11 protein-coding genes and 4 pseudogenes are annotated in these 20,626 nt (G+C 66.9%); 10 read left to right on the forward strand and 5 right to left on the reverse strand.

The features are described 5' to 3' along the window. Window positions 1-118: 118 nt before the first annotated feature. The 3 genes from ftsZ (at window position 119) to QP181_RS01915 (ending at window position 5,429) form a co-directional block, all read left to right on the forward strand. Window positions 119-1,714, forward strand: a complete 1,596-nt coding sequence (ftsZ, locus tag QP181_RS01905) for a cell division protein FtsZ (protein ID WP_132897833.1) — start codon at window positions 119-121, stop codon at window positions 1,712-1,714. A 365-nt stretch (window positions 1,715-2,079) separates the two neighbouring features. Further along, a complete protein-coding gene (locus QP181_RS01910; RefSeq protein ID WP_333927375.1) occupies window positions 2,080-4,266 on the forward strand; it encodes a tetratricopeptide repeat protein in 2,187 nt (728 codons plus the stop codon). After that, entirely contained in the window at window positions 4,263-5,429 is a 1,167-nt protein-coding gene (locus QP181_RS01915; RefSeq protein WP_333927376.1) for a deoxyguanosinetriphosphate triphosphohydrolase, read from the forward strand. The genes QP181_RS01910 and QP181_RS01915 overlap by 4 nt, the downstream gene beginning before the upstream one ends. A gap of 195 nt (window positions 5,430-5,624) precedes the next feature. Here the strand turns inward: QP181_RS01915 and QP181_RS01920 are convergent, their stop codons facing one another. Further along, window positions 5,625-5,918, reverse strand: coding sequence for a hypothetical protein (locus QP181_RS01920; protein WP_333927377.1), 294 nt, complete (start codon window positions 5,916-5,918; stop codon window positions 5,625-5,627). Between the two features lie 215 nt (window positions 5,919-6,133). On the opposite strand from QP181_RS01920, the gene QP181_RS01925 reads away from it, so the two are divergent. From QP181_RS01925 to QP181_RS01940, 4 genes and pseudogenes are all read left to right on the forward strand, one after another. Then, window positions 6,134-7,699 carry a DUF1800 domain-containing protein gene (locus QP181_RS01925; RefSeq protein WP_333927378.1) on the forward strand — a complete coding sequence of 522 codons (1,566 nt, stop codon included), beginning with the start codon at window positions 6,134-6,136 and terminating at the stop codon, window positions 7,697-7,699. 2 nt (window positions 7,700-7,701) lie between these two features. Beyond that, window positions 7,702-8,855, forward strand: a pseudogene (locus QP181_RS01930) (DUF1501 domain-containing protein). Between the two features lie 646 nt (window positions 8,856-9,501). After that, window positions 9,502-11,226: an arginine--tRNA ligase gene (gene argS, locus QP181_RS01935; RefSeq protein WP_333927379.1), complete on the forward strand. Its 1,725-nt coding sequence runs from the start codon at window positions 9,502-9,504 to the stop codon at window positions 11,224-11,226. Next, window positions 11,226-11,945: an SPOR domain-containing protein gene (locus QP181_RS01940; RefSeq protein ID WP_132738737.1), complete on the forward strand. Its 720-nt coding sequence runs from the start codon at window positions 11,226-11,228 to the stop codon at window positions 11,943-11,945. The genes argS and QP181_RS01940 overlap by 1 nt, the downstream gene beginning before the upstream one ends. Window positions 11,946-12,248: 303 nt before the next feature. Here QP181_RS01940 and QP181_RS01945 read toward each other — a convergent pair whose 3' ends face one another. Then, complete coding sequence (locus tag QP181_RS01945) at window positions 12,249-12,518, reverse strand: hypothetical protein (RefSeq protein ID WP_132738734.1); 270 nt, start codon at window positions 12,516-12,518, stop codon at window positions 12,249-12,251. Between the two features lie 65 nt (window positions 12,519-12,583). Then, complete coding sequence (gene glpD / locus QP181_RS01950; RefSeq protein WP_333927380.1) at window positions 12,584-14,059, reverse strand: glycerol-3-phosphate dehydrogenase; 1,476 nt, start codon at window positions 14,057-14,059, stop codon at window positions 12,584-12,586. A 53-nt stretch (window positions 14,060-14,112) separates the two neighbouring features. Here glpD and QP181_RS01955 point away from each other — a divergent pair. Together QP181_RS01955 and QP181_RS01960 are read left to right on the forward strand one after the other, a co-directional pair. Further along, window positions 14,113-16,490: pseudogene (locus QP181_RS01955) on the forward strand (ribonuclease R family protein). 51 nt (window positions 16,491-16,541) lie between these two features. Continuing rightward, complete coding sequence (locus tag QP181_RS01960; protein ID WP_132738725.1) at window positions 16,542-16,838, forward strand: hypothetical protein; 297 nt, start codon at window positions 16,542-16,544, stop codon at window positions 16,836-16,838. Window positions 16,839-17,002: 164 nt separating this feature from the next. On the opposite strand, the pseudogene QP181_RS01965 reads toward QP181_RS01960, so the two are convergent. Beyond that, window positions 17,003-18,158 (reverse strand): annotated as a pseudogene (locus QP181_RS01965) (saccharopine dehydrogenase family protein). 108 nt (window positions 18,159-18,266) lie between these two features. Between QP181_RS01965 and QP181_RS01970 the strand changes: the two are divergent. Then, complete coding sequence (locus QP181_RS01970) at window positions 18,267-18,605, forward strand: TfoX/Sxy family protein (RefSeq protein ID WP_132738719.1); 339 nt, start codon at window positions 18,267-18,269, stop codon at window positions 18,603-18,605. Between the two features lie 223 nt (window positions 18,606-18,828). Here the strand turns inward: QP181_RS01970 and QP181_RS01975 are convergent. Then, window positions 18,829-20,602, reverse strand: a pseudogene (locus tag QP181_RS01975) (ABC transporter transmembrane domain-containing protein). Window positions 20,603-20,626 lie beyond the last annotated feature (24 nt).

Consider the following 20,626-nt stretch of genomic DNA (forward strand, 5'->3'; position numbering starts at 1 on the left):
ATTAAGAGTTTCGAAGCGTCTGGCGTTATTTCGGCTGGAACAGGCCGTGACGTTGGTGCACACAGATTAATCAGGGGCCCGGCCGTAGCGTATCTACCGGGTTGTGCGGAGAACGGCGATGAGCATCGAATTCCTTAGTCCCGAAGTGGACGATCTGGCCCCCCGCATCGCGGTGATCGGCGTCGGCGGCGCTGGCGGCAACGCGATTGCCAACATGATGCGGGCCGACGTCCAGGGCGTCGACTTCCTCGTGGCGAACACCGACGCGCAGGCGTTGAAGCAGTCGACCGCGCCGCAGCGGATCCAGCTCGGTACCAAGATCACGCAAGGTCTCGGCGCCGGCTCGCGTCCCGAGATCGGTCGCGCAGCTGCAGAAGAGACGATCGACCAGCTCGCCAAGATGCTCGAAGGCGCGCACATGTGCTTCATCACCGCCGGCATGGGCGGCGGCACGGGGACGGGTGCAGCACCGGTCATCGCCAAGGCGGCGCGCGACATGGGCATCCTGACCGTCGGCGTCGTGACCAAGCCGTTCGCGTTCGAGGGCAACCGTCGCGCCAAGTCGGCCGAGGGCGGCATCGACGAGCTGCAGAAGTACGTCGACACGCTGATCGTCATCCCGAACCAGAACCTGTTTCTCATCGCCAACGCGAACACGACCTTCAAGGAAGCGTTCACGATGGCGGACGAGGTGCTCCAGCAGGGCGTCCGCAGCATCACCGACCTGATGGTGATGCCGGGCCTCATCAACCTCGATTTCGCCGACGTCCGCTCGGTGATGCAGGAGATGGGCAAGGCGATGATGGGCACTGGCGAGGCTAGCGGCGACAACCGCGCGCTCGAAGCTGCGCAGAAGGCGATCTCGAACCCGCTGCTCGAAGGCGTCAGCATGCGCGGCGCGAAGGGCGTCATCATCTCGATCACCGGCGGCGACGACATGCGCCTGCTCGAAGTCGACGAAGCCGCGAATCACATCCGCGACCTGGTCGATCCCGATGCGAACATCATCTGGGGCTCGGCGTTCAACCAGGAGCTCGAGGGCAAGATCCGCGTCTCGGTCGTCGCGACCGGTATCGATGCCGATGCGCGTCCTCCGGAAGTTGCACCCGAGCCGACCCGTTCGTTCAGCTTCGGTGCGCGCAAGACCGACGAGAACACCTCGTTCCGCCCGAGCGAGCCTGCCGCCTCGTCGGCCGCGCCCGCTGCTTCGTCCGCCGACGAAGAGCCGCTCGACCTGAACGCGTCGTCGGAAGTCGAGCCGTCGAAGTCCGATGACGAACTCGTGCTCGGCGCCGAGACGATCGTTCCGCAGGCTGCTCCGGCACCGGCGCCCGCGCCTACGCCGCATACGCATACCTCGCCGACCTACGCGGCACAGGCACCGCGCACCTATGGCGACGAGCCCTATGGTCGTGGTCCGATCGCGCGTCCGGCCTCGGCATCGGCCGTGCCGCCGGCGCGTGCGCCGATCGCGCCGGCTATTCCGGTACCGACCCCGGCTGCCGATGAGGGTGGTGCACGTCGCCGCTGGCTCGCTCCCGGGGCCGAGGCAGCGCCCGAGGCGGTTCCGGCCGCACCGCGCGTGAAGCTGGGTGGTACGCTGTTCGAACGCATGTCGAATGCGGCACGCGGCGCGGCGAAGGAAGACGGCGAAGCGGCTCCCCAGGATCCGCTCGACATCCCGCGTTTTCTGCATCGGCAGAACAACCAGTAAGTCTGGGCGCCGTTCTCTCGGTTTGGCGGGAGAACGGCGGTACGAGATGGGTTGATCGGGGATATTGGTTTCCAACATCGTCACCTCCCCGGCGGAGGCCGGGGCCCAGTTGGCAAGGTTGATGTAACGGAGCGCTTTCCATCGTTAACTCCGTCTCCCAACTGGACCCCGGCCTCCGCCGGGGAGGCGGCGTTTCGGAACGAACGCTTTTCCAAGATCACAGATGTCGTCTCCGCAGATCGTAGCCCTCACCCGTTGCTCACTCCTCGGCGCTTCACTCGTCGCCGCCCCAGCCCAGTTCGCCGCGCGCATGCGCCGCAGACATTGCCGGTTCGGTCGGGCTGGCGTCTAGACAGATGATCCTCATGACCCGCTCGTCCCATCATCTCCTGACCGCCGCGCTGGCACTTGTGCTCGCGGCCGTGCCCTGCGCCGCGTCCGCGCAAGCCGTCGTCCAGGCGATCCCCGGCACGACCGACGCGGACAAGCTCGGCGACGTGATGCGCCAGCTTGCGAGCAACCCCCGCAACATCGACGCACTGATCAAGGCCGGCGACCTGTCGATGGGCCTCGGCGATCTCAGCGGTGCCGCAGCCCTGTTCGCGCGCGCTGAAAAGGTGAACCCGCGCGACGGTCGGGCCAAGGCGGGGATGGCCTCGATCCTGGTCCGGTCCGAACGCCCAGGAGAGGCGCTGCGCTATTATGCGCAAGCCGAAGCTCTAGGCCTCGACCCGCGCAATTTCGCCGCCGACCGCGGTCTCGCCTACGACCTGATCGGCCAGCAGGATCGAGCGCAGCGCGATTACCGCGTTGCTCTTCGCGATGCGCCCGATGACGAGACTATCCGGCGCTACGCGCTGTCGCTCGGAATTTCTGGAAAGCCTGACCTCGCGATTCAGCAGCTCAACCCGTTGTTGCTCAAGAGCGATCGTGGCGCGTGGCGCTCGCGCGCGTTCATCATCGCGATGAACGGCGACGTCGCCGGCGCCGAGAAGATCGCAACTACGATGATGCCGCGCGGCACCGCGCAAGGCCTGCAACCCTTCTTCCAGCGCCTGCCGACCCTGCCGGCCAGCGACCGCGCGTTCGCGGTGCATTTCGGCGAGGTGCACGCGACGCCCGCGCGTCTCGCCGACGCACGGATGGCGCCGCCGCTCGGCATGCTCGCCGCCGACCCGACCGCACCGGTGATGATGGCTGCGGTGACGCCGCAGCCGACCGTTGCCGCGACCACCGGCAAGAAGGACAAGCGCGACCGGCGTGCCAAGCCTGACCGAGTCCAGATGGCTGCGGCCACGCGCACGCCCGCGACGCCCGCGACGCCCGTGGCTACCACCGCGCCACGTACTGTCACTGCCGCTCCCGCCCCCTATGCTGCGCCGGTCCAGCTCGCAGCCGCGCCGATGCAGATGGTCCAGCCGCTTCCGGCTCGCACGGTCCAGCCTACACCGCAGCCGAGCTATTCTGCCCCGACCGTCGCGGTCCAGAGCGCCCGCACCACGCCGGCTGCGGAGACGAATTCCGTGGTTGCGGCGACTATCCCGCCTAGCACAGCGTCGGTACCGGCAACCTCGGTCGCGCGCGTTCTACCCGCGCCTTCGACGGCGGGAACGCTCCCCCAGAGCGTAGCCACGCAGATGGCGGCGATCCCAGTGACCCAGGCACGGGTCGATCCCACCCGCGCGGCCAATGCGCTCGCGGCGTCGGCGGCGGCGTCGCCCTCGGTTTCGACGCAGCCGACATGGGTACAGCAGCAGCCGCTGCAGGTCCCGCCGCAGCAGTACGCGCCCGTCCAGAGTGCGAGCGCCGCAACGCCGACGCCCGGATTCTCCAGTTCGTCCACGCCTGCGCCGCCAGCCTCGACCGCAGTGGCCGCCACGGCATCGCCGCGGACCCATGCGGTCGCTGCCAGCGAGGACTCGATCCTCGCGCGGATCGTCGCGGGTCTGTCGATCCCCGCGTCCGAACTCGACGTCGCGCCGATGCATCCCGCACCCGTCGTGACGCCCGCCGCCATTCCGGTCACCGACGACGCGGAGCGCGTGCTCGCCGAGGCGAAAGCCAAGACCGAGCGCGACGCAGCCGCCAAGGCGATAGCCGCGAAGACCCTGGCCGCGGATAAGCTCGCTGCCGACAAGAAGGCGGCACTCGACAAGAAAGCCGCCGCGAAAAAGGCGATCGCCGACAAGAAGGCGCTCGCCGAGAAGAAGGCCGCCGCCGCCGAGAAGCTTGCCGCCGACAAGGCTGCGGCGGAGGAGAAGCGGATCGCGCGCGCCAATCCCGCGCGGACCTGGGTGCAGGTGTCGACCGGCGCGACCGAGGGCGATCTGCCCAAGGCGTGGAAGAAGGCGAAGGCCAAGGCACCGACGGTGTTCGGCGCTCGCGGCGGCTGGACCGCGCCGTGGAAGGCGACCAACCGGGTGCTCGCCGGCCCGTTCAAGACCGATGCCGAGGCACGCACCTTCGTCAATCAGCTCGCCAAGGAAGGCGTCCCAACGTTCACCTTCACCAGCGATCCGGGCGAAATCATCACGAAGCTGCCGTCCAAGTGAGTTACCGCGCGCCCTGGGCATCGGACCCGGCGCGCAGCAAAGGACGGCTTCACGAGGAACAGAACGGGTCCGTCCGTGGCCCACGCGACGCCTTCCAGCGTGACCGCGACCGGATCATCCACTCGATCAGCTTCCGTCGCCTGCGCCACAAGACGCAGGTGTTCATGGCACCCGACGGCGATCATTTCCGCGTCCGCCTGACGCACAGCCTGGAGGTCGCGCAGATCGGCCGGACGATCGCGCGGACGCTGGCGCTGAACGAGGATCTGACCGAAGCGCTGTGCCTCGCGCACGACATCGGCCATCCGCCGTTCGGCCATGCAGGCGAGGATGCGCTGAAGGCGGCACTGACCGGCCAGGGCGGGTTCGATCACAATGGCCACACGCTGCGCACGCTCATGACGATCGAGCGGCCCTATCCGATGTGGAACGGCCTGAACCTGACATGGGAAACGCTCGAGGGGCTGGCCAAGCATAACGGCCCGGTGCGGCATCCGGGCTGGGCACTCGCGGTGGCTGACGCGGAATACCCGCTCGCGCTCACCAGCTTTTCGAGCCTCGAAGCGCAGGTCGCGGCAATTGCCGACGATATCGCCTACGATAACCACGACATCGACGACGGCCTGCGCGCGGGGCTGCTGACGCTCGACCAGCTGCTCGCGGTGCCCTTGGTCGCACGCGGCTGGGACGACGTGCGCCGCCGCTTCCCCGACGTCGCGCCGAAGCGGCTGGTTGGCGAACTCGTCCGCACGCAGATCGGGACGATGGTCAACGACCTGATCGCCGAAACCCGCCAGCGGATCACGGCGAGCGGCGTCAGCAGCGTCGACGACGTCCGCGCCGCCGGGCAGTGCCTGGTCGGCTTCTCGCCCGAGATGCGCGAGGCGGAACGCGACCTGAAGCGCTTCATGTACGCCAATCTTTATCATCATCCGCGGCAGCTGGCGGCGGCGGATGCGGCGCACGGGATCGTGTCAGGGCTGTTCGCGGTGTACCGCGACGATCCGGCGACGATCCCCGAGGAATGGCGCGAGCGGTTACCTGCGGAAGATCCGGATCGCAGCCGACATATCGCGGACTTCATTGCGGGGATGACGGACCGGTACGCGGTGTCGCGCTACCGAGACCTAGTCGGCCCGATCGACCTGCCCGAAGGGTTTTGAGAGAGACGTAGCGGGCTCCCCCTCCGCCATCCTGACGAAAGTCAGGACCCAGGGTAACGAACGACGTCCTCAGTGGCTCTGAATCCTGACTTTCGTCAGGATGAAGGACGTGTTGTGGTAGGCCGAAGCCACACGCAAAAACGGCGGCCGGACCGAGGTCCGACCGCCGCTGCAACCACCTAAAAGCCGGTTAGCTCAGCGAGTGACCGAAGCGATCCCGCCGGCAGCGCCATTGGCCTCTGCGGTCTTGAACGCGACCGGTACGCCGCCCGACACACCCGACACGCGGTCGCCGCGGACGATCAGGTGGAACTTCTGGCCCGACGGATAGCGACGGCCGTCGATGACCTGGCGGCCACCGTCCTGCGTCGAGGTATAGACATACGTGCTGCCCTCGTGGACGAAGCTCTGCTTCGCGTCGGCGGCCATGCCGATCGTCGAGGTGAGGGCGGCGGCGACTGCTGCGATGATCTTGATGGTCGTGCGCATGATCGTATCTCCCGAAGTGCGTCGAGCCGGATCAGGTCTTCACCCAACTCTCGAGTCAGCGCAATATTGCGGTGCAGCATGGGTTGCAATTGCAAACCTATCCGTCGCGATTGCACGGCGTGCAACGACGAACCGCGCCGCCGACGCGACGAGCGGCGGAGGCGACATACTTCCACGACATTTGGCGCCTAATTCCAACGCCGAAGGAGAGTGTCGTGTCTGCTTCCAGTATCGCGCTCAATCGGTTCGGTCTCGGCGCAAGGCCGGGGGATGGCCCAAGTGATGGCGTAACCGGCGATCCGGCGAAGTGGATAATGGCGCAGTGCGAACGGTTCGAGCCACGCCCAGCCGTGATCGCCAGCGCCCCCTCGACGGCCGGCATCTCGGTCAGACTCGTCGCCTATTATGCGCAGGAAAACGCGATCCGCGCACAGTTCGGGCCGCGCACGCCGAAAGCGATGGGCGGCACGGACCCGAAACCCGTCGTCGCTGCCTCGACGATGCCCGGCGCGATGAGCTCCGCGCCGCAGTCGCCAGGCGTTGCGCCCCCGGCAATGACGCAGGCTCCCGCTATGCCGCCCGTTATGCCGGGTGCGATCGATCCGGCTACGGCCGCACGGCAGGAGGCGCGCCAATTGATCGGCAAGCAGAGCCGCAACGATTACGGCGCGGCCGTCGCGGCACGGACGATGGCGGCGCTGACCGGGGACGCGCCGTTCGTCGAGCGCCTCGTGCATTTCTGGGCCAACCATTTCGCGGTCTCGACCGAGAAGTTCGAGGTGATGGCGCTCGCGGGGCCAATGGAGTTCGAGGCGATCCGTCCGCACGTGCTCGGCAGTTTCGCCGACATGCTGAACGCGGTCGAGCGGCATCCGGCTATGCTCCTGTATCTCGATCAGGCGGTGTCAATCGGTCCCGACAGCTCGTTCGCCGTACGGAAAACCCGCCGCCGCACCGGGCTGAACGAGAATCTCGCGCGTGAGATCATGGAGTTGCACACGCTCGGCGTCCGCAGCGGCTACAGCCAGGCCGACGTTACCGAGTTCGCGCGGGCGATGACCGGCTGGACGGTCGCGGGCATCGGTCGCGGTCCCGGCGCGCGCATCCAGGACGATTCGCGCGCGGGCGCGTTCCTGTTCCTCGACGACGTTCACCAGCCCGGCGATCGGACGGTGATGGGCAAGCTCTATCCCGCGGCGGGGGAGGCACAGGCGCAGGCGGTGCTGTCCGATCTCGCCGTTCACCCCGCGACCGCGACGCACATCGCGACCAAGCTCGCGCGGCATTTCGCGGGCGATACGCCGCCGCCGGCGATGGTCGCGCGGCTGAAGACGGCGTTCCTCAAATCGGGCGGCGACCTGCCGACGGTGTACCGCGCGCTGGTCGCCTCGCCCGAGGCATGGGTGGCGCAACCCGTGAAGTTCAAGTCGCCCTGGGAATGGTATGTTTCGACCCAGCGCGCGCTCGGCACGACGACGGTCCAGCCCGGCGTGACGGTGGGGATGATGAACCAGCTCGGCCAGCCGATCTGGCAGCCGGGGCAGCCGATCGGCTACGACGACGTCGCCGCAGCCTGGGCCGGGCCCGACGCGATCCTGCGACGGGTCGAGGCGGCGGAGCGGTTCGCGGCGCGCGCCGGGCCGGTCGATGCGCGGGCGTTGGCGCCGACATTGTTCCCCGCCGCGCTCAGCCCCACCACCGCGCAGAGCCTGTCGCGCGCGGAAAGCCCGGCACAGGCGCTCGCGCTGTTGCTCGTCGCTCCAGAATCGCTGCGGAGATAGTCATGCTCGACCGTCGTTCCTTCCTCTCGACCGGTACGCTCGGCGTGCTGGCCTCCGCGTTCGCGCCGCGCATCGCCTTCGCGCGTGCGGCGACCGACAAGCGGTTCGTGTTCATCATCCAGCGCGGCGCAGCCGATGGTCTCGGCACGATCGGCGCGGTCGGCGATCCGGCCTTTGCCGGCGTGCGCGGCGATCTCGCGGCGGACTTTGCCACGGGCACCAAGCTCGACGGCATGTTCACGCTCCACCCGGCGATGACCGCGAGTGCCGGGCTCTACAAACAAGGCCAGGCGCTGTTCGCGCACGCGATCGCCTCGCCCTACCGGGATCGCTCGCATTTCGACGGGCAGAACGTGCTGGAGACGGGTGGGACCAGCGCCTACCAGGTCCGCGACGGCTGGCTCAACCGACTGCTCGGCGTGCTCCCCGCGGACGAGGCGCGCGCGATCGCGGTGGCGGCGACTGTGCCGATGGCGCTGCGGGGGCGACGCGAGGTGGCATCCTATGCGCCGTCGAGCCTGCCCGACGCGTCCGACGACCTGCTGCAACGCGTGGCGATGCTCTACGACGGCGACCAGCAACTCCACGGCTTGTGGAGCGAGGCGATGGAGACGCGGCAGCTCACCAGCGATCTCGCGCAGGACGGCGGGCGCAATGCGGCGGCGACGGGTGCGCTCGCCTCGCGGTTGCTCAAGCCCGACACCGGCGCACGGATCGCGATGATCGAGACGGGCGGCTGGGATACGCACACCGGCCAGCGCGGCCGACTGACCGCGCAATTGAAGGGGCTCGACGCGATGGTCGCGTCGCTTCAGGCGGGGCTCGGGCCATTATGGGCAGACACCATGGTCCTGGTCGCAACCGAGTTCGGACGCACGGTGGCGGTCAACGGCACCGGGGGGACCGACCACGGAACCGGCACGTCCGCGATGTTGTTCGGCGGCGGCGTGAAGGGGGCCGCGTAGTATCCGACTGGCCTGGCCTCGCCCCCGCCGCGCTCTACGAGGCACGCGACCTGAAGCCGACGATGCAGCTGGATGCGTTCATTGGTGGCGCGGTATCGTCACATTTTGGCGTTGAGCCAGCGCGGGCGATGGCGGCATTGTTCCCTGCGAGCGCGAGGACTGCGGCGATTGAGGGGCTGGTTCGGGTTTGAGGGAAGGCGGTCTGTAGATGTGCCAGCGAGTCGTGCACCTGAAGGCATTGTTGTCCGCTGACCGCGGTAACCCCAACCACATCCGTCATCCTGACGAAAGTCAGGACCCAGAGTACCAAGCGTTGCCCCCAGTAACCCTGGATCCTGACTTTCGTCAGGATGACGATGGGTAGGGGGGCGATCGGGAGGAGGGGTAACGGTGAGTACGGATGACGGTGAACAGCGAGGCATCATTCTCGGCAGTAGTACCGCTCGCCCATGTCCTTCGTCACCGCGCCCGTCCTTGTTGACGCTGTCCAACACCAACCCGCACCCAAACCCGTTATCCTGACGAAAGCCAGGACCCAGGGTACCAATCGCTGCCCTCTGTAACCTTGGGTCCCGGCTGCTGTCAGCATGACGGGGCGTGGCGGGCTGAGCGCGAGATCTATCCCGGCCTTCTGTTCCCTCGCGGACGCGGGGGCCAGGATCTCGGGCGGAGGATGTGGTTTAGCTGGGCCCCCGCGTCCGCGGGGGAACCGTTATCGCTTGCCCATGTGGCAGATTGCGCTGGGCGGCGCGGACGGCCACCCGGTAACGGGATTAAAATTGAGCGCCGCGCCGCGATGGTCTAGAGCGCGCGCTTCCTTGACGTACCGGGACTGCCATGACGCTCTACACCCGTTTCGCCGCGCATATCGATGCGGCGCTCGACACGCTGACCGCGGCGGGGACGCTGCCGGCCGGTCTCGATCGCAAGAACGTCACGGTCGAACCGCCGCGCGACACCAGCCACGGCGATCTCGCGACCAATGCCGCGATGGTGCTCGCCAAGCCTGCCAAGACCAATCCGCGCGTTCTCGCCGATGCGCTGGTCGCCGAACTGTCGAAGCTCGAGGACGTCGCCTCTGCGAGCGTGGCGGGCCCCGGCTTCATCAACATGAAGCTGACCGATGACGCCTGGCGCGCCGAATTGGCCGCGATCCCCGCGGCTGGTGCCGACTATGGCCGGTCGAAGCAGGGCGACGGGATCACCGTCAACATCGAGTATGTCTCGGCCAACCCGACCGGCCCGATGCACATGGGCCATTGTCGCGGCGCGGTGGTCGGCGATGCGCTTGCCAGCCTGCTGGAGTTCGCCGGCCACAAGGTGATCCGCGAATACTATGTCAACGATGCCGGCGGCCAGGTCGACGTGCTCGCGCGTTCGGTCCACCTGCGGTACCGCGAGGCGCTCGGCGAGACCGTCGAGATCCCCGAGGGCCTGTACCCCGGCGACTATCTCGTCCCCGTCGGGCAGTCGCTCGCGAAGGAGTTCGGCGACCGCTACGTCGGCGCGCCCGAGAGCGAATGGCTGGTCGTCTTTCGCACGCAGGCGGTTGCCGCGATGATGGTGATGATCCGTGCCGATCTGGCGCTGCTTGGGATCGAGCATGAGGTGTTTGCGTCCGAGGCCGAACTGCAGGCTGCAAAGAAGCCTGAGGCGGCCGAGGCCGAACTGCGGTCGCGCGATCTCGTCTATGACGGCGTGCTCGAAGCGCCGAAGGGTGAGACGCCCGACGATTGGGAGCCGGTCGAGCTGCCGCTGTTCCGCTCGTCGCAGTTCGGCGACGATCAGGATCGCCCGATCAAGAAGTCGAACGGGTCGTGGACCTATTTCGGTGCCGATCTCGCCTATCATTTCCAGAAGAGCCAGAGCGCCGATCAGCTGATCGACATCTGGGGCGCGGATCATGGCGGCACGGTCAAGCGGATCGTGGCTGGCGTAGCGGCGCTGACCGGCGGCAAGACGCGGTTCGACGTGAAGCTGGTCCAGATGGTCCGGCTGTTGCGCAACGGCGAGCCGGTCAAGATGTCGAAGCGCTCGGGCAATTTCGTCACGTTGGCCGACGTCGTGCGCGAGGTCGGCAAGGACGTCGTCCGCTTTACGATGCTGACAAGGCGGTCCGATGCGCAGATGGATTTCGACTTCGCCAAGGTCGTCGAGGCGTCGAAGGACAATCCGGTTTTCTACGTCCAGTACGCGCATGCGCGCATCGCATCGCTGCATCGGCGCGCGGAAGAGGCGGGAATTACGCCTATTTCTGCGGATTTGTCCCGGCTTGATACGGACGAACTGGCACTCGTGCAGCTCGCGGCGCAGTTCCCGCGGCTTGTCGAGATCGCCTCAACCGCGCGCGAACCGCATAGAATCGCGTTCTATCTCTATGACTTGGCCGCTGCGTTTCATGCGCTGTGGAACGTCGGCAACGATCGTCCCGATCGCCGTTTCCTCGTGATCGAGGATCCACAGGCGACTGCGGCACGGCTTTTCTTGGCGTCCGCTATAGGGCAGATTATTCATAACGGCCTCGCCATCATGGGTGTCGAAGCGGTTTCGGAGATGAAGTGATGGCCGAAGACATGGATCTGCGCGAGGAAGACCGGCTCCCCTGGCTCGAAACCGTCGAGCCGGACGAGCAGGATACGGTCGGAATCGGTCGCGTTATCGCGCTGGTCGTGCTTGGCCTGGCGGTGCTCGCGGCGATCATCTTCGGCATCTACAAGCTGCAACAGCGCGCACCCACGGGCGATGGCCAGATGATCGCGGCGCAGGAGGGCGACTACAAGGTCAAGCCCGACGACGCCGGCGGCCTGAAGGTCAAGGGCGAGGGCGACTCGGCAATCGCGACCAGCGCGGGCAAATCGGGCAACGGCGCGATCGACCTGCGCGGCGTGCCGGAAGCGCCTGTCGACGGCAAGCGGGCAGTCGCGACCAAGACGTCCGACGTGGCTGGTCGCAACGCGGTCGCGCAGGTGCCCGCATCGGGCGGCCGCCTGGTCGCCGCAACCCCCTTGGCGCCGTCGAAGCCGAACGGTGCCGGAACGGCCTCCGGTGGTTCGCTGGTCCAGCTGGGCGCGTATCCGAGCGAGGCGGTCGCCAACGCGGCCTGGACGACCTTCTCCAAGCGGTTCGCCTATATCGGCGCGTTGGGCAAGTCGGTCCAGCCGGTCGCGACGGGCGGTCGCACGCTGTACCGTCTGCGCGTCAATGCGGGCAGCGCGAACCAGGCGGCGGACATCTGCGGCCGGTTGCGTGTCGCTGGCGAAACCTGCTTCGTCGCAAGCTGATCGCGCGGCACGATCGGGGGGCGTCGCCCTGCAATCGCCTGTTCGGGGCGCCGGTCAGACTTCTCGTTGGCGCTCGCGGGGAACGGTTGCGGGTACGGCTATGTCCCAAAGCCGACCCTGTAGATCCTAAGCGTCGTACCTCGCTAACGCGCCCAAGTTTGTCGGCGGCAGGTGCGCATCTAGCGAGACGCCCGAACCGACCTCGACGGAATCGTGTTGGGTCGCCTTCCGCACACGGTCGCGCGATGGCTATAATCCGCGATCCGCTGCGCACCACAAAGCCGTGCCGCTCCCGACCCGCACTCAGATCGAGCGACGGTGCTTTCCGCCATATTTGCGGCCGATATAGTCGCCGATCTGCGCCACTTCGGTGGCGGCGGCTTTGGCACCGCTTATCTGGCAGGGGAGCGGATCGCTGGCATGGTCGTTCGCGCGTCGCTTGACCGTGTCACAGAGCTCTTCGATGTCGGCGCGCGACAACACGTTCTTCTCGCGAAGCAAGCAGATCAGGCTTTGCAGGATCACGAGATTCTTGTCTTCGGGATCGGTTTGGAGGTCCGGGTACGTTGCCATCAGGGTTTTCCTCTCTTGATCGAAAAGAGGATATGCCGAATGCCGCAACAAGCAAGGTGTAAGATTTACGCGGGGTAAGCGTCGGTCCACCATGCCTCGAACGCGGCGGTTTGTTCCGCGTTCAGGCCAAGCCCGATCTTGCTGCGACGCATTATTGCATCTTCGGGTATCCTTGCCCATTCCCGGTCGTGCATCCAGCGCGCTTCGATCTCCGTCAGGCCACCGCCAAGGTCTGCGCCGAGACCCGCTGCGTCGTTCACCCCCGCAAGCATCTCGTCGAGCAATGCGCCGTAAGCATGCGCCAGCCGTTCGCTGCGCGCATCGCCGAGGAACGGCCAGCGCGCGCGGACCTGCGCGAGATAGGTGGCAAACGGAGGGATCGTGCCGCCGGGAAAGGCACGGGTGCGGGTCATCGGGTGGACGGTCTCACCGAGCGCGGGGGCGATCTTATCGAGCGCTTCCTCGGCGAGATGGCGTGCCGTCGTGATCTTGCCGCCGAACACCGACAGCAAGGGAGCGCCGCCGGCATCCCCAAGCGTGTCGAGTTCGAGGACATAGTCGCGCGTCACCGCCTTCGCCTCGCTGGCGCCGTCGTCGTAGAGCGGGCGGACGCCGGACCAGGTCGAGGTGACGTCGGCGGGTGTGATCTGGCGCGTGAAATGCTGATTCGCGGCGTCGCACAGATACGCGATCTCGCCCGCATCGATCACCGCGTCTTCGGGGCGGTCGACGGGGATGTCGGTGGTGCCGATCTCGGTCTGGCCCTGATAGGGGATCGCGAAGACGATGCGGCGGTCGGCCAGTTGCAGGATATAGGCGTGGTCGCCCTCGTAGAGCTTGGGCACGACGATGTGGCTGCCCTTGACCAGTCGGACGCCGGCGCTGGCGTTGATGCCGAGGCGACCGAGCAGTTCTGCGACCCACGGGCCGGCGGCATTGACGAGCGCGCGCGCGGTGACGTCGCGTCCGTCGGACAGCGTTGCGCGCCACAATGCGCCATCGCGGCGGGCGGTGACGAGTTCGGTGCGGACTGCGATTTCGGCACCATTGTCCTGCGCATCGATCGCATTCAGCACGGTGAGGCGGGAATCGTCGACGAACGCATCGGAATAGACGAAGCCACGTGCGCCGTTCTTGAGCGGGGCGGTATAGGCGGTGTCGCTCTTGCGCAGGCCGCGGGACCGCTTCAGCGTCATCCGGCCGCCGAGCCAATCGTAGAGGTACAGGCCTAGCCGGACCATCCACCAGGGGCGTACCGCGTTCTCGTGCGGCAGGACGAAGCGCATCGGGCGGATGATGTGCGGCGCGGCCTTCACCAGGCGTTCGCGTTCGCGCAACGCTTCGGCGACCAGCTTGAAGTCGTAATATTCGAGATAGCGCAGGCCGCCGTGGATCAGCTTGGTCGATGCGGACGAGGTCGCACCTGCGAGGTCGCCCTTTTCGACGAGCAGGACGGCGAGCCCGTTGAGCGCCGCCTCGCGGGCGATCGCGGCACCGTTGATGCCACCGCCGACGATGAGAATGTCGTAACTTTGCGTCATGTGCAGAGCTTTAGCCGTTTGGTAATGCTGGGCCTACCGACTATCTCTGTCTCATGTACAAACCAAAAGCCGGTCTTCCGACGCGCGAGCAGATCCTCGACTTCATCGCCACTTCCGACGTGCCCGCGGGCAAACGCGAGATCGCCAAGGGCTTCGGGCTCAGCGCGCAGGACAAGATCGGGCTGAAAGCGCTGCTCAAGGACATGGCCGACGAAGGGCTGATCGACAGCGCCCCCGGTCGCGCGTTCCACAAGATGGGCGGGATTCCCAAGGTAACGGTGCTGCGGATCGCGGATGTCGACGACGGCGGTAACGTCTGGGCGGTGCCCGAGCGCTGGGAAGCGGAGGAGTCCCACCGCCGCGGCTGCGGGTGCGCGAGCGGAAACGCGGTGCGTTGGGCGTCGGCGAGCGCATCCTTGCGCGGACCGAGGAAGCTGGAAACGGCTGGATCGCGCATCCGATGAAGGTGCTCGCGCCCGCCTCGGAGCAGGTGCTGGGCGTGTTGCGCGAGGAGGCCGGGCGGCTGTGGCTGACCGGCGTCGACAAGCGCGAGCGGCGGGAGTTTGCGGTGGCGGATGCGGGGGCGCTGCACCGGGCGATCTGGTGCTGGCGGAACTTGCGGGCAAGCCGCCGAAGATCGCGGCGCGCGTTGTGTCGAAGCTGGGCGATCCGTTTGCCGCGCGCAGCTTCTCGCTGATTGCGATCCATAAGCTTGGCATTCCGGACGTGTTCTCGCAGGAGGCGCTCGACGAGGCGGAGCGCGTGTCGAAACTGCCATTGGGGGAGGGCCGCGAGGATTTGCGCGACCTGCCGATCGTCGCGATCGATCCCGAGGATGCGCGCGATCACGACGATGCGGTGTGGGCGGAGGCGGACGACGATCCTGCGAACGTTGGCGGGTGGAAGGCGATCGTCGCGATCGCCGATGTCAGCTTCTATGTGCGGCCTAAGTCGGAGGTCGACCGCGAGGCGCGGCGGCGTGGGAACTCGGTGTATTTCCCCGATCGCGTGGTGCCGATGCTGCCCGAGATCCTGTCGGCGGAAGTGTGTTCGCTGAAGGAAGGCGCGGATCGTGCGGCGCTCGCGTGCCATTTGCGGATCGGCAAGGATGGTTCGCTCAAGTCGTGGCGCTTTACGCGCGCGGTGGTGCGGATCGCGGCGAACCTGGCGTATGAAGAGGCGCAGGCGATTATCGACGGGATGGCATCGAACGATGCCCCCCTGTCCGACGGTTCTATCTCGTCCGACAGCCCCAGCATCTTGTCCGATAGCCCCAGCCCGTCACCCCAGCGAAAGCTGGGGTCTCCCTCCACAGAGGACGCCCTCGCGGCACGAGATCCCAGCGTTCGCTGGGATGACGGCCGGGTAGATGACGAGCGCGTGGCTGCATCGCTCGTCCCACTCTGGGCCTGTTGGCATGCGCTCGCGAAGGCGCGTGACGCCCGCGCACCGCTCGATCTCGATCTTCCCGAACGGCGCGTGGTGCTCGACGAGCAGGGGCGGATCATGTCGGTGTCGCCGCGTGAACGGCTCGATGCGCACCGGTTGATCGAGGATTACATGATCGCTGCCAACGTCGCCGCCGCCAAGGCGCTGGAGGCGAAGAAGGCGCCGGTGATGTACCGCATCCACGAGCCGCCGAGCCGCGAGAAGTTGGCGGCGCTGAAGGAATATCTCGAGACGTTCGACGTGCCGTTCGCGCTCGGGCAGGTCGTGCGGCCAGCAACGTTCAACCATATCATCGAGCGGATCGGCGATGCGGACTTCCGGCCTCAGGTCATGGAGCAGATCCTCCGTACGCAGACCCAGGCCTATTACGCGCCCGGCAATCACGGGCATTTCGGGCTCAGCCTCGGCAGTTACGCGCACTTCACCTCGCCGATCCGGCGGTATGCCGATCTGCTCGTCCACCGCTCGCTGGTCTCGGCATACGGCCTCGGCGAGGGCGGGTTGCCTGCGGACGATGCGGCGAACATGGAGTCGGTCGGCGAGATCATCAGCCGGCTCGAACGCCGTGCGATGGAGGCCGAGCGCGACACCACCGATCGCTATGTCGCGGCGTTCCTGTCGGAGCGTGTCGGCCAGGTGATGGACGTACGGATCACCGGCGTGACCAATTTCGGATTCTTCGCGACGGTCGAGGGGATTGGCGGCGATGGCCTGATGCCGGTGCGTGATCTGGGCGGCGAGTATTTCCGCTTCGACGAGGGTGCGCGGACGCTGACCGGCGAACATAGCGGCGACGTCTTCGCGCAGGGCCAGACGCTGGAACTGCGGTTGGCGGAGGCGAACCCGGTGTCGGGCGCGCTGCGCTTCGAGATGCCCGAGGGGAAGGGGCTGCTCCCCCATGCGCGGCGGGCGGAAGCCGGTGCGTGAGATCAAGCGGCGCGGGCGCCCGGCGAACATCCGCCATCAGGGCAAGCGGCGTTAGGATTTGCGCAAACCCCTCGCGGTATGCGACACCCATGCGGGGGAGACTGGCATGTTCGGATTGGGTCTAGGCCGATCGCGGCGGCGGATCGTCAACGATTTCGTCGCGGCGAAGGCGACCGTGGCGGACCGTGCGATCGCCTATGAGGCTAAAGACGCCGGGACGTTTCGGCGATTGTGCGGCTATGGCGCGATCGTCGACGACGGCGCGGGGCGCTATCATCTCGACGCCGGCAGGCTCGGCGCGTTTCGCGGCGCGGTGCGCCGGCGGGCCGCGGCGATTGCTGCGACGTCGGGAGTCGTTGCCAGCGCAGCCGCTGCCGCGACGGTGTTCGCACTGGCGGAATGAGGCGAGGCTGCCTTTGGTTTAGCCGGATAGGCTCATAGAGACATCGCCAGTCTTTGACGGCGAACCAAAGACTGTTTCCCCGCGAAGGCGGGGATCCAGACTGGGCTCCCGCCTTCGCGGGAGAACAAAAGGGTCGCTGTTGCGAGATTGGGGCCCGCTTCACATCATCCGACAGTAAAGCTCAGCCCCGCCTTCGCTATCAGCCGATCGCGCAGTTTTGCCCCCATCAACGCGCCCGGCGTCCAGATGCAGCCATCGCCCTGCACGTCCTGCACGAGGCACAACGCCGCCTCCGCGATCATCTTGCTGGTCGAGCCATACCCCGGATCGCGATCGCCCGTGACGACCGCGTCGATCCGCTCACCGTCGGGCATGATGCCCACGAACAACAGGTCATAGTGCCCCGCGTCGCGCTCCTCCTTCGACGGTCCCTCGCCGGGCTTGGGCCCCTTGTCGCTTGAGAACGGATTGAACTTCGCGATCGCCTCCGCCGCGACCTTGCCGAGATCGCCCAGTCCCGCGACCATCATCTCGTCATAGACGAAGTCCGCGCCATACGCCTCGCCGAGCAGGAAGTTGGTGCGGTGGACGTTCTTGGTGTTGATCGGCGCCATCACGAAGGGTGCTACCCACGCAGAAATGGTCGTGTCGTATTCGGGGATCAGCCCGGTTGGCTGGTGCGGGCCGCTGAAGCCGGGGGTGAGCGCGAACGGGCTCGTGAGCAACTTGACGATGCCGGGATCGCGCGGCGGCGGCGAGCGTCGCCTTTAGGCTCGCCGCGGTGCCGCCCGAGAACGTCCCCTGCATTTTCCGCACGCGACCTTTCACACGGGGTGCGGGGATGCCGTATTTCGCCTTCGCGGCGTCCTGCAACGTCAGCACGCCGAGATCGAACGGGATGCTGTCGAACCCGCACGAGAACACGATCCGCGCGCCGGTTCGCGTGGCTTCGTCCTCATGCGCGTCGATCATGTGGCGCATCCAGGCGGGTTCACCGCAGAGGTCAACATAGCCGGTGCCGGTCGCGGCGCAGGCGGCGACGAGGTCGGAGCCGTAAAGCTGGTACGGGCCGACCGTCGAGATGACGACAGTGCCGCGCTCCGCCATCGCGCGAAGGCTGGCGGAATCGTCCGAGTCGGCGGTGATGAGCGCTGTATCGGCGGGCGCACCGATCAGGTCGCGGACTTGCTGGAGCTTCGCCAGAGAGCGGCCTGCCATCGCCCAGCGGACGCCGGTCGGGTAGGTCTGGACGAGATATTCGGCAACCAGCCGCCCGGTGAACCCGGTAGCGCCGTACACGATGATGTCGAAGTCGCGCATGTCCATCTCCTGTTTCGCCGAGTTTGCGCGCGTGGACGCGGCGTCGCAAGCTATACACCATCGTCGGAGTAGCTCGCCATCGGCGCGCCGATCTGCCAGCATCGGCAGATGGCATCCGATCGAAAAACCGTCGCGTTCATCGTCGACCAGCTCGCCGCGGCGGGGGAGGTCTCCGCAAAGCCGATGTTCGGCGAATATGGGCTATATTGCGATGGCAAAATGGTCGGCCTGATCTGCGACGACCAGCTGTTCGTGAAGCCGACCCTAGGAGGCCGCGCGTTTGCGGGGGCGATCGACGAGGGTGCGCCGTATCCGGGCGCGAAACCGTGTTTGCTGGTCGATGCTGATCGCTGGGACGATGCAGAGTGGCTAGCAGACCTCGTCCGTATATCGACCGCGGAATTGCCTGTGCCGAAACCGAAGAAGGCCAAGGCCAAGAAGGGCTAGGACGCCGCTTCTTTTTAAACGCGTGCACCTCCCCGGCGGAGGCCGGGGCCCAGTTGGTGAGGTCGCGGTAACGGAGCGTAGCCGTCGTCATCGACGTTTCCCAACTGGACCCCGGCCTCCGCCAGGGAGGTGATTGTCGGTCAGGTAAGATTACCTACCCAGTCCGGGGAGACGGAGAGCTTGGGGACTATCGCGACCTAAAACGGCCTGCCGGCGATCGGTTCTACGCCGCCTCGTTGAACTGCAAACTCGCCAGCCGGGCATACAGCCCGCTGTTGGTCATCAGCGACCCGTGCGAGCCTTCCTCGACGATCTGCCCGTCGTTCATCACGATGATCCGTTCCGCCGCGCGCACGGTGGCGAGGCGGTGCGCGATGACCAGCGTGGTGCGGTTTGCCATCAGTCGCTCGAGCGCCTCCTGGACTAGCCGCTCGCTCTCGGCGTCGAGCGCACTCGTGGCCTCGTCGAGCAGCAGGATCGGTGCATCGCGGAGCAGCGCGCGGGCGATCGTCACGCGCTGGCGCTGGCCGCCCGACAGCCGTGCGCCGCCTTCGCCGAGGAACGTGTCGAGTCCGTCGGGCAGTTTGCGCAGGAATTCGGCGGCGTTGGCGGCTTCGGCGGCGGCCCAAAGCTGGTCGTCGGTCGCGGACCAGTCGCCGTAGCGGAGATTGTCACGGGCTGACGCGCCGAAGATGATCGTCTCCTGCGGCACCATGGCGATCCGAGCGCGGACCTCCGCCGGGTCGGCGTCGCGCAGATCGATGCCGTCGAGCGTCACACGCCCGGCGTCGGGATCGTAGAAGCGCTGGACCAGCTGGAACAAGGTGGTCTTGCCCGCGCCCGAGGGGCCGACGACGGCGACCGTCTCGCCGGGCTTCACGTCGAGCGAGAAGCCGTTGAGTGCGGCGACGTCGCGGCGCGTTGGGTAGTGGAACTGAACATTCTCGAACGCGAGCGCGCCCCGCGGCGGCTGGGGCAGGGCGAGCGGGTTGGTGGGCGCGGCGATCTCGGGCTTTTCGCGAAGCAACTCGGACAGGCGTCCGGCCGCACCGGCGCCGCGCAACAGGTCGCCATAGACTTCGGTCAGCGCGCCGAATGCGCCTGCGACGATCCCGCCCGTCAGCACGAACGCGGCGATTGCGCCGCCGCTGATGCGGCCCGCGGCGACGTCGATCGCGCCTTCCCACAGGACCAATGTGATCGAACCGAACACGAGGCCGATTACGATCGCGGTCATCACCGCACGGAGCATGATCCGCGCGGGCGGCAGCGAAGGTCGCGCTGACCGCGTCGGAGAAGCGGATCGCCTCGCGGTCTTCCTGGCCGAACGCCTGCACGACCTTCATCGCGCCGAGCGTTTCCGTAGCGATCGAACCGACATCGGCGACGCGGTCCTGCGAGGTGCGCGAGTAGTTGCGCACGCGTTTGCCGAGCAGCGCGATCGGCAGGATGATCAGCGGGATGCCGATCATCAGCATGCCTGCGAGCTTCGGCGAGATCGCGAACAGGTAGATCAGCCCGCCGATGCCGGTGAAGGTGTTGCGCAGCGCGATCGACACCGTGCTACCGACGACCTGCTCGATCAGCGCGGTGTCCGAGGTGAGGCGCGAGGCGATCTCGGACGGGCGGTTCTCCTCGAAGAAGCGCGGTGTCAGGCGAAGCAGGTGGCGTTGCACATTGGTGCGGATATCCGCGACGACGCGCTCGCCGAGCCACGAGACGTAATAGAAGCGCACCGCGGTCGCGAGTGCGAGCACGACGACGATCATCAGCAGATAATGGAACGAGTTGGCGACCGATCCGCCCTCGCCGGGACCAAAGCCGCGATCGATCACGCGCTTGAACCCGTACGGGATGCCGATCGTCGCCGCAGACGTCGTCAGCAATGCGAGACCGGCGAAGGCGATCTGGCGCGGATAGTTCGCGGCGTGACGCCACACCATCGCGAGATCGCCCATCCGGCGGGACGTCTTTTCTTCGGGTATCGACTTGGCCATGCGCGGGACCTAGCAGTGGCGGGG

Source organism: Sphingomonas sp. LR55, assembly GCF_036856015.1.
Taxonomy (GTDB): Bacteria; Pseudomonadota; Alphaproteobacteria; order Sphingomonadales; family Sphingomonadaceae; genus Sphingomonas.